General features: G+C 74.9%; 6 protein-coding genes, 1 pseudogene and 1 riboswitch. Of the genes and pseudogenes, 1 reads left to right on the forward strand and 6 read right to left on the reverse strand.

The annotated features are described in order from the left end of the window. The 6 genes from IH00_RS45640 to IH00_RS0135235 form a co-directional block, all read right to left on the reverse strand. The coding region (locus tag IH00_RS45640; RefSeq protein WP_158828135.1) for an ATP-binding cassette domain-containing protein at positions 1–159 on the reverse strand (159 nt) is incomplete at its 3' end. Next, positions 156–1,247 (reverse strand): energy-coupling factor transporter transmembrane component T family protein, encoded by a 1,092-nt coding sequence (locus IH00_RS0135210; protein WP_031080422.1) that lies wholly within the window; start codon positions 1,245–1,247, stop codon positions 156–158. The genes IH00_RS0135210 and IH00_RS45640, both read right to left, overlap by 4 nt. Then, positions 1,244–1,957 carry an SCO2322 family protein gene (locus IH00_RS45645; protein WP_107064590.1) on the reverse strand — a complete coding sequence of 238 codons (714 nt, stop codon included), beginning with the start codon at positions 1,955–1,957 and terminating at the stop codon, positions 1,244–1,246. Before IH00_RS45645 ends, IH00_RS0135210 begins: the two co-directional genes overlap by 4 nt. Next, complete coding sequence (locus tag IH00_RS0135220) at positions 1,957–3,273, reverse strand: prenyltransferase/squalene oxidase repeat-containing protein (RefSeq protein ID WP_031080427.1); 1,317 nt, start codon at positions 3,271–3,273, stop codon at positions 1,957–1,959. The genes IH00_RS45645 and IH00_RS0135220 overlap by 1 nt, the downstream gene beginning before the upstream one ends. A gap of 134 nt (positions 3,274–3,407) precedes the next feature. Then, a riboswitch (cobalamin riboswitch) is annotated at positions 3,408–3,528 on the reverse strand. Positions 3,529–3,551: 23 nt separating this feature from the next. Next, positions 3,552–4,628: an MBL fold metallo-hydrolase gene (locus IH00_RS0135225; RefSeq protein WP_052411888.1), complete on the reverse strand. Its 1,077-nt coding sequence runs from the start codon at positions 4,626–4,628 to the stop codon at positions 3,552–3,554. Between the two features lie 314 nt (positions 4,629–4,942). Beyond that, a complete protein-coding gene (locus IH00_RS0135235) occupies positions 4,943–5,347 on the reverse strand; it encodes a type II toxin-antitoxin system PemK/MazF family toxin (RefSeq protein ID WP_031080431.1) in 405 nt (134 codons plus the stop codon). A gap of 166 nt (positions 5,348–5,513) precedes the next feature. Here IH00_RS0135235 and IH00_RS41240 point away from each other — a divergent pair. Continuing rightward, positions 5,514–5,723 (forward strand): annotated as a pseudogene (locus tag IH00_RS41240) (transposase); the annotation flags it as partial. Positions 5,724–5,876 lie beyond the last annotated feature (153 nt).

Genomic DNA, 5,876 nt, shown 5'->3' on the forward strand with positions numbered 1-5,876 from the left:
CACCAGGCCGGACACCGCGTTCAGCAGCGTCGACTTGCCGGACCCGGACGGGCCGACCAGCAGCACCAGTTCGCCCTCCGGGACGGTGAGGTCGACGCCCCGCAGGGTGGCCTCTTCCGCACCGTCGTACGTCACGGAGACGTTCTCGAACCGGATCACAGGGACTCCTTCGACGGCGGAGCGGGGGCTGCGTACGCGGGCACCAGGCCCAGCAGGATGATCAGGGCCGGCCACACCGGCAGGCCGGGCGCCTGGAGCGGGACCACACCGGGGTGCAGGGCCGCCGGATCCCACACCGCCATCAGGCCGCCCACCGCCGCGCCCGAGCCCGCCACGAGCCACGCCCGCGCGCCCCACCGGTCGGGGCGGTACCGGGTCCGCACCGAGCGGCGGCCCCCCAGGCGCAGACCGGCCAGCGCCGCCAGCAGGCCCGCCGCGACGAAGGGCGGACCGTACGAACCGCCGTCGGCGGACAGCAGTCCGTACAGGCCCACGCACACGCCGAGCAGCCCGCCGAGGGTCAGCACCGCCGTCACGCGGCGCACCGCGCGCGGCACCCGCGCCGTGCGGCCGTACCCGCGCGCGTCCATCGACGCCGCCACGGCGATCGACCGCTCCAGCGCGCCCTCCAGGACGGGCAGGCCGATCTGCAGGACCGCCCGCACCCCGCCGGTGGGCCGCCCGCGCAGCCGGCGCGCCGTGCGCAGCCGCGCCACATCGGCCACCAGCTGCGGCGCGAACGTCATCGCGACCACCACCGCGACCCCCACCTCGTACAGCGCGCCCGGCAGCGACTTCAGCAGCCGCGCGGGGTTGGCGAGGGCGTTCGCCGCGCCCACGCAGATCAGCAGCGTGGCCAGCTTGGCGCCGTCGTACAGGGCGAAGACGAGCTGCTCGGCGCTCACCCGGCCGCCGATCCGTATCCCCTGCGCCCAGGCGGGCAGCGGCACCTCGGGCAGCGTGACCAGCACGTGCGTCCCCGGGATCGGCGAGCCGAGCACCAGCGAGAAGACCAGCCGGACGACGAGCACCGCGAGCCCCAGCTTCAGGAAGGCGCCGTACGAACGGGCCCACGGCGCGTCGGTGCGGCGCGCCGCCACCACGTAGCCGGCCACGCCGACCAGCAGGCCCAGCAGGAGGGGATTGGTGGTGCGGGACGCGGCGGCGGCCAGACCCAGGGCCCACAGCCACCAGGCGCCGGCGTGCAGGGCGTTGCTCCGGTGCGCCGCGGGTGCGCGCAGCCTCATCGCCGACGGCGGCGGGCCTGCACGACGGCGGCGGCGCCGAGGCCCAGCACGGCGGCGAGACCGGCGGCCAGCCCGAGCGAGGGGCCGCCGCCGTTCCCGGAGCCGGAACCCGAACCGGAGCCGCCGTCGCCGGAGCGCGGACCGGAGCCGCCGTCGTCGCCCGGGCCGGAGGACGCTCCGGTCCGCGGGGCCGGGTCCGCGTCGGACACCTGCTCGCCGCAGCCCGTCCGCGGGTAGCCCGCGATGGCGCACAGCAGCGCCTGGCTGTTGTAGCGCAGCGGCTCGGCCACCGCGGCCAGCGCCTCCGCGCTCGTCGCGTCCTGCCGTACCCGTGCGCAGGCGGCCCGCGGCTCCGGTGGCGTGCCCGCGTCGTCCGGGGCGTCCGCCGCCGTGCCGAAGTCGACGACGACCGCGACCCGCTTGGTGCCGTCCTCGCGGGGCGTCCCGCCGCAGACCGCCGCGAAGTCGGGCGCCCGGCGCGGCTGTGCGGCGTCCGCCGAGTCGGCGCTGACGGCGAAGCGGTAGCCGTTCACCTCGCCGTCGGCGGGCCGGGCCGTGGCCGGGCCCTGCGTGGCGTACGTCCAGGACGGCCCCGGGCCGCTCTGCCAGAAGGACCAGTAGCGGTAGCCCGCCGCCTGGGCGGAGCCGGTGGTGAGCCAGGTCAGGGCCAGGGCGAGGAGGAGGACGGGGAGCCGGGCGGCGGTCCGCATCACGGCTGCCGGTTCTTGTTGCGGCCGCTGATCAGGAAGCCGATGCCCATGCCGGCGAAGAGGAAGATGCCGACGACCAGCCAGACGCCGAAGCCGCTGCTCTCGCCCGACTCCTTGTTCTCCTGCTCCTCCTGCGCCCGCGTCTCGACGGTCGACTCGGGCTTCGGCCCGGTGGCGTTGAGCCGCTGGACGAGGTCGACACCGCCGAAGTCGCGGGTGTCGGCGCCCACCGTGTGCGCGGCGAAGATCAGCTGGGCCCAGGCGGCGGGGCCGTTCTCCTCGGCCCAGGGCACGGCGTTCCGCTGGAGCCACTTCAGGGCGGCGGCGGCCTTGTCGCCGTGGCCGGCGGCGCCGAGCGCGACGACCGCGTCGGCCGTGTTGCCGAAGTCGGGCGCGGGCGCGGCGGGCGACGCGGTGCCGGGCATCGGGGGCAGGTCGAGGTGACCGGTCTTCGCCAGGGCGGTCACCAGGTAGGCGGCGCCGTTGCGGGCGGCGCGCTCGGCGGTCCGCTTCGCCGCGGCCTCGCAGACCGGCGGCTGGTACGGCTTCACGCCCCGCGTCTGGACGTGCTTGCCCAGGCCCGCCAGCACCGCGGCGGCGGTGGCGTCGGCGTTCGCGACCAGCGCGCCGTTCCGGTCGGGCTGGTAGGCGAAGGCACCCGCGCCGGTCTTGGCGTCACAGGGGATCGCGAAGCCGAGCAGCGCGTCGTAGGGGGTGCGGCCGTCCGCCGACCGCACGTCGCCCGGCTTCTCGCCCGCCGCCGCGAGGGCGCTGATGACGACGGAGGTGGAGTTGGCGTCGCTGGGCCCGCCAGGGTTGTAGCTCCAGCCGCCGTCCTTGTTCTGGACGCCGGTGAGCCAGTCCGCGCCCGCCTCGACGGCCTTCGTGACGGGGTCGGTCCTCCCGTCCTCCGTCTCCGGCCGGTCCAGCCCCGCGAGCGCCTGGACGGCGACGGCGGTGGCGTTGGTGTCCAGCGGCACGGCGGGGTCGCAGGGCTTGGCCGGGTCGGGCCGGTAGGAGGCGAAGCCGCCGTTGTCGCACTGCTGCCCCAGCAGCCAGGCCACGGCCTTCCCGGCGGGCTCGACACCGCTCGTCTCCTGCGCCATGAAGGCCAGGGACTGCCGCCAGACTCCGTCGTACGTCGGGTCCTTGCGGCCGTACAGCCCGGACGGGACGACGGGCGCGGCGGAGGACGCCGAGGGGGAGGGCGCCGCGTGCGCGGCGGGGGCGGCGGCGACGGCTGCGGCCCCGCCGGTGCACAGCACGGCGGTGGCGGCGAGCGCCGCGGCGACGCCGCGGCGACGAACGGTGGTCATGGCGGGTGGCCTCTCCTGCGCGGTCTCCTGCGCGGTCTCTGCGGGGCCGGGCACCGGCGCGCGCGGAAGGGCACCAGGCTCCGGCTCCGTATTCCTCGACGGTGCCGGTCACCGGGACCGGTCCCGGTGACGCGAGCCGAACACGTACACGTGCGGGGCGATCCGGCTCGCCACCGGCGTGGTGGCTCACGGTTGCGGGTCAGCGCCGGATTTGCACCGGCTTCCCCCCGTACGGGCATGATGACGACTCGCACACTCTACCGGCGGGTCGGTACGGCTCACAGGGCGACGTACGTCACGGGGTCGCTGCCCGGCATTGGCTCGGCGCGCCCCAGTTTCACCAGGCGCCGCAGGTGCGCCTCGGCCTCGGAGACGGCGATGGCGCGCGAGCCGTACGGGATGAGGTCCCAGGGGCGGTTCCAGGTCATGCGCTCGGCGAGCTGCCAGGGGGTGAGTGGCGCGGCCAGCAGGGCGAGCAGTCCGGTGAGCCGCTCCTCGTGGTGGGCGAGCAGCTCCGCCACGCGCGCGGCGGCGCCGGTGAAGGCGTGCTGGTGGGCGGGGAGCACCTCGGCGGCGCCGAGCCGGCCGACCCGCTCCAGGGAGTCGAGGTAGTCGCCGAGCGGGTCCGTGGGCGTGGCGTCGTCGGGGTCCTCGTACAGGCCGATGTGCGGGCTGATCCCGGGCAGCAGGTGGTCGCCGGAGAAGAGGCGGCCATGCCCGGGGCGGCGGACCGGGTGGTCCTCCTCCAGGTGCAGGCAGACGTGGCCGGGGGTGTGCCCGGGGGTCCAGACGGCCCGCAGCCGGCGGCCCGCGAGGTCGAGGAGCTCGCCGGGGACGATCGCCCGGTCGGGCAGGGCGGGCTGCGGCACGGGCAGGGCGTGCCCGCTGCCGGACGCCCGGGCCTGCCGCAGCGGGGCCGTGTGCTCGTCGGGGGCGCCGGCGGCGGTGAGCTTGGCGAGGAGGTGGTCGAGCCAGGCGCCGGGCCCGGCGTCGCGGGTGCGGCGTACGACGGCGGCGTCGGCGGGGTGCATGGCGATCCAGGCGCCGGACGCCTCGCGGACGCGGCCGGACAGCCCGTGGTGGTCGGGGTGGTGGTGCGTGATGACGACGCCGTGCACGTCCTCGACGCGGGTACCCAGCGCGGCCAGCCCGGCGCGGAGGGCGTCCCACGACGCGGGGTCGTCCCAGCCGGTGTCGACGAGGACGGGGCCGCGACCGGTGTCGAGGAGGTGGACCAGGGTGTGCCCGAGGGGATTGTCAGGGATGGGCACCGCGATGCTCCAGACACCCCCGCCGTGATCGGTCACGCCCCGGCGCGGGCCTCCGCCACCGCCGGTCGCCGTCGCGTGCGCCATGGAGCGCCCCCATCCCTCGCCACGGGTACCACCGTTGCCCACTGTAACGAGAGGTGATGACGCGTCAGAAGGACTTGGGCGCCACCGGGTTCACCCGGCTCCGGCCTCTTCTCGGGACGTCCGCCGAGAGCGACGGAAGCGCGGGTGGTTCCGGCCGCGCCGGGCGGCGCGAGTCCCTGGATGCCTGCTCCCGCCTGGTACTCCAGCCGTAGATCGTGATCTCGATGGTGAGGGGCGTCGAGGCGGCAGGTGTCCAGCGTGGATCATCTCGCCCGAGATCGCCCATGCCGTCGCGGGCGTCGGCTCCTTCTCCGCTACCCGAGTTCACCGCGACGGAGGGCGTCCCTTATCTCGCTGAGTTTCGCGGTCGTTGCCGGGGTCCGCTCCTGTGCTTGTTCAGCGAGTCGGAGGGCATCGTCGATCTCGCTGAGCTTCCTGGAGGACAGGACGGCCGCCCGCTCTATCAGGTCGTCCCGGGACACGGTGGTCAGCCACGTGCACGGGGTGAAGCCTGGACGCGGGAACGCGAGCCGCAGCACGCCTTCGAGCGGCAGCCCTTCACCGGCGCCGACCGTCACTTCGATGCCCAGACCGCTGATGTCGAGGCCCGCCGGAGCGACGACCTGCATCACCTGGAACCCGGACGCGTCGTCTCCTGACAGCAGTACGACCAGCCTCCGCTCGTCGAACTGGACCCACCAGACTTCGCCACGTTGCACAAGCCCTCCGATACACAGGACGGCAGGCAGACGCTGCACGACCTGACGCGGTGTGGAGACGGGTGCGGCCACCGTTGATCATCGGTGTGTGAAGACAAACGATCATGTGGTGGCCGCAGGTCCCAGCGTAGACCCTGCCTGCTGGCAGGAGGCGTTCGACGGCCTCATGAGCCGGCTGGCGGGACGCTTCACACGGGTCGAATCCCGACGCCGGGCCCGGAAGTCGGTACTCGGCCTGTTGTCGGACCTGCCGCGCAAGAACTGCTGGACCATCGCCGAGTGGGCCGGGGACAGGACCCCGGACGGCATGCAGCACCTGCTCGGGAGGACGAAGTGGGGTGCCGACCAGGTCCGCGACGAGGTGGGTGACTACGTTGCGCGTCGCTGGATCAAGGTGGCGGGTCGAGGAGTATTTCCAGTCCGGCAAGGGCCTGGCGGCCCTGGACGAGCACCAGGCCCGGTCCCAGACCAGCCACTACCGGCGTCAAGCCGCTCAAGCGTGAAGATCACGATCTACGGCTGTACTACT

Origin of the sequence: Streptomyces sp. NRRL S-118, assembly GCF_000716335.1 — a bacterium.
In the GTDB taxonomy this organism is placed as follows: Bacteria; Actinomycetota; Actinomycetes; order Streptomycetales; family Streptomycetaceae; genus Streptomyces.

Coding starts and splice junctions, on each gene's coding strand:
- IH00_RS0135220 (WP_031080427.1), bottom strand. CDS start 3,273: ATGACCACCGTTCGTCGCCGCGGCGTCGCCGCGGCGCTCGCCGCCACC.
- IH00_RS0135210 (WP_031080422.1), bottom strand. CDS start 1,247: ATGAGGCTGCGCGCACCCGCGGCGCACCGGAGCAACGCCCTGCACGCC.
- IH00_RS45645 (WP_107064590.1), bottom strand. CDS start 1,957: ATGCGGACCGCCGCCCGGCTCCCCGTCCTCCTCCTCGCCCTGGCCCTG.
- IH00_RS0135225 (WP_052411888.1), bottom strand. CDS start 4,628: ATGGCGCACGCGACGGCGACCGGCGGTGGCGGAGGCCCGCGCCGGGGC.